This is a genomic window from candidate division WOR-3 bacterium (assembly GCA_016867815.1).
Classification (GTDB): domain Bacteria; phylum Hydrothermota; class Tepidihabitantia; order Tepidihabitantales; family Tepidihabitantaceae; genus UBA2258.
On the sequence record VGIR01000171.1, the window covers coordinates 1 to 3,277 of the forward strand.

Here is a 3,277-nt window from a genome sequence, read left to right on the forward strand (position 1 = left end):
CGCGATTCTATCCGACCTCCCAGGGGAAAGAAAAGCCGCTCCGGGGATTCCCGAAGTTTGGTGTCCAGGATCCGGCGGCGCGGGCGTGTTTCGTCGTTGGCGCTTTGGCGGCCATTGGGTGGGCAAAGGAAGCCGGCAGGATTCGTCGTGGGCGACGCGCTGTCCTAATGGTTACCCGGACTTAAGCCTGCCGTTTGGCAGATTTCCCGAGAAAATTCAGAAAATCCTGGTGTCTTGCGCGGGAATTTGTTATGACTGCTCCTGCGACAGGAGACCAGGGCTTTGCCGAGACGAAGGCTCACCGATTCGGATGTTGCGGCGCGTGCCTCGATGCTGGGCACGGTGCTACAGCTCTGCCGGCGAGACGACGCCGCGGTGGTCAAGGCTCTCCACGAAAACAGGACCGTGGATGACGTAGAGGCTCTGGACAAGGTTACCTTCTTCGATCAGTTCTTCACCTTACTGCGGAGTCTGAATGTCTTGCAGTTGCTGGAGGCACTGGATCCTGGGCTGCGAGTACGCGCATCGATCTCCTGGGTGGCGATGCTAGGGGTCTACACCATGCGGATTGTGCTGGGAATCCCCTCGATCCCCCAGACGGAGGGCCTGGTACTGACCGATCCTGCTCTGATGGCGCTGTTTGGCATGGCTGCATTCGTCCGGCAGGGCGTGACGCGGCGCGGCTTGTCGCGGGCGCACGACCTGCCGGAGGTACGCGGTGCGTTCTCGGGTGAGGTGATTGTCGACACGCTGGTGAAGGTCTCGTTGACGGCACTGTCCCGGACATTCAATGCCGTGATTGGTATCCTGGCGCAGGCGGGCTTCTTCCCAAAGAAGGTGCACGCGGTTGTGGACTGTACGGATCTGGAAGCGACGCCGAAGTATCGGACTTTGGATGGCAGCCCGGTATCGAGCGTCACACGCAAGAAGCGTCCGAAGCACAGTAACAACCGGCATGCGCCGAAGGTGGCAACGACGGTCTGGGGCTGGAAGATCTGGCTGATGTTTTGCCCGACGAGTGGGATTCCGATTGCGATCTACGTCGATCGGATCAACGTGGACGACCGGGCCTGGATGTGGGCGTTGGTGGTGCAGGGGAAGGCCAACCTGGGCGAGGGGCGACTGGCCAGCGTATCGTTCGACCGTGGCTTTTGGGATGGCCAGGAGCTTTACCTGACAGCCAGGGAAGTCCCCTTTTTCATTCCGGGCAGATCGGATCTGGGGATCACCAAGGAAGCCCGGCAGATGGCCACGGAGGCCTATCAGCGCTACCAGAAAGGCCTGCCGCTGCGAGGTGCGATCGTTGCGGTTCGCCCTGTCACGTTAGTCACTGGCAAGGGGAAGCACCGTCGCGAAGAACAAAAGGATCTGATTGTCATCGGACTGAAGGACATCGACTGCGACACCTATGCGGAACAGCCGCCTGAGTCGCGGGTACATTCGAAGTCGTTTGTAGCCAATAAGCTCAACGCGGCGGTGGTGATGGAAGACCCCTCGTATCCGAATCCATCCGACGAGGAGAAGCTCCTCACGATCTTGACCTGCGCGGCGTTGGAAACGCCCAGAGACGTGCTTTTTGCTTACGATCGTTTTGACGATCGGTCGGTTATCGAAAACTCGGGCAACAAGGAAGCCAAGCAGGCCTGGTGCCTGCAGGCGCCGTTGGAGAAGAGCGAGGCGGCGGTTTATCTGAACGCCTTCATGGTCTTCATGATGATGGCGCTCATGGCGGCGTTTCGGGCGCGACAAGCGGCCGAGGAGAAGGCCTGCGCTCGCGGGCAAGACACGGGTATGGAGCGCTACCGGCGGGAAATCGAGCGGGCCAATCGGGACAAGGTTTTGGTGCGCGAAGGGGACTGCTACGCCATCCTGTGGACGTGGGAACTGGCGGTGCTGGCGGGGCTTCAACTGCGCCATCACGCGGCCGAGAGCGTCGAGGCCATTCTCGAACGTTATGGTGTGGCCTCGGGCAGGGAGGGCGCCGGCGGGCCATCTCCATGAGCAGCGCCACTGTGAGAGTGCGCGGGCGGGAGCTGCAAGTCGAGGATCTGGAGGTCATCCGGGAAATCGCGAGCCGCCCGGGCCAGACGAGGCGGTCAATCTCGGTCGTGGTCTGCGAGCGCCTGGGCTGGCTGCAACCCAATGGCCGGCCCTGGGACATGGCGTGCCGATACTTGTTGCTTCGACTCCAGGAGAAGGGGTTGTTGACTTTGCCGGTGCCGCGCATGCGTCCCGGGAAGCGGCGCCCTCTGACGCTGACCAAAGCCGCGGAGCCGCAGAGCATCATTGAAATGCCCGTTGGCCAGCTGAGTCCACTGCACTGCCAGCGGGTCGATACCACGCCGCTGGCACGGCTCTGGAACGAATATATCCACCGTTACCATTACCTCGGCCTGGGTACGTTGGTGGGCCCTCACATGCGCTACCTGATCGGATTTGAAGGGGGCTGGCTGGCGGCTATGGGCTTCTGCGGCGCCGCCTGGGCTCTGCGTCCTCGGGACGAATGGATCGGCTGGTCACGGACGCACCGGCAACAGCGTCTGCACCTGGTGGTGAATCAGGCCCGCTTCCTGATTCTTCCCTGGCTTCGTTGCAGAAACCTCGCCTCGCACTTGCTGTCCCTTTCGGCGCGCTGGCTCGTTCGAGACTGGGAGGAGAAGTACGGTCATCGCCCTCTATTGCTGGAAACCTTCGTCGATTCCCGGCGCTACTTGGGAACGTGTTATCGCGCGGCTAATTGGATTCATCTGGGCCTGAGTCAGGGACGAGGCAAGATGGACCGGCACATGCGGCGCGAGCTTCCCGCCAAGGACATCTACGTCTACCCTCTCCATCGGCACGCCCGGGAACGGCTCCGGGTGCCATAGCCACGGATCGAGTCCTCACCGACCTCAAGCGATCCAGATTACCCAAAGCGCACAAAGAGCCTCCCAGCGCTTTTGCCGGACCAATCATCCATATGGCCGACAAACCCAGCACGCCCGCGCCGCCGGATCCTGGACACCAAACTTCGGTGGCCCTGTTTCTGCTTGCAAACTCGGGGCACTTCGCCTATCTTTTTCGGCTGTGGCTTGCGGGTTTTCTTCGCGGCGGACGGTCCTTCCTCGTGTCGTTTGTTCGCCGACGGCCGCGGATGCGCGAGCCACGGGAAACGGTCGAACCGGACCGCTTTCGAACAAATCGAGTGGGGCTGTAGCTCAGCTGGGAGAGTGCCTGACTGGCAGTCAGGAGGTCACGGGTTCGATCCCCGTCAGCTCCACCAATAAAATCAATAGTG

Annotated in this window: 2 protein-coding genes and 1 tRNA gene; all 3 read left to right on the forward strand. The window is 61.4% G+C overall.

Going from position 1 to position 3,277, the window contains the following annotated elements; all coding sequences use genetic code 11:
* The first annotated feature begins 282 nt into the window (after positions 1 to 282).
* The 3 genes from FJY68_13890 to FJY68_13900 all read left to right on the forward strand — a co-directional run bounded on the left by FJY68_13890 (position 283) and on the right by FJY68_13900 (position 3,262).
* Positions 283 to 2,001, forward strand: coding sequence for a hypothetical protein (locus FJY68_13890; protein MBM3332914.1), 1,719 nt, complete (start codon positions 283 to 285; stop codon positions 1,999 to 2,001).
* Positions 1,998 to 2,867 carry a DUF4338 domain-containing protein gene (locus tag FJY68_13895; GenBank protein MBM3332915.1) on the forward strand — a complete coding sequence of 290 codons (870 nt, stop codon included), beginning with the start codon at positions 1,998 to 2,000 and terminating at the stop codon, positions 2,865 to 2,867. The genes FJY68_13890 and FJY68_13895 overlap by 4 nt, the downstream gene beginning before the upstream one ends.
* Before the next feature lie 319 nt (positions 2,868 to 3,186).
* A tRNA-Ala gene (locus FJY68_13900) sits at positions 3,187 to 3,262 on the forward strand.
* Positions 3,263 to 3,277: the final 15 nt, after the last annotated feature.

Excerpts from the sequence above, each read along its gene's own strand:
- FJY68_13895 (MBM3332915.1), top strand. The coding sequence starts at position 1,998 with ATGAGCAGCGCCACTGTGAGAGTGCGCGGGCGGGAGCTGCAAGTCGAG.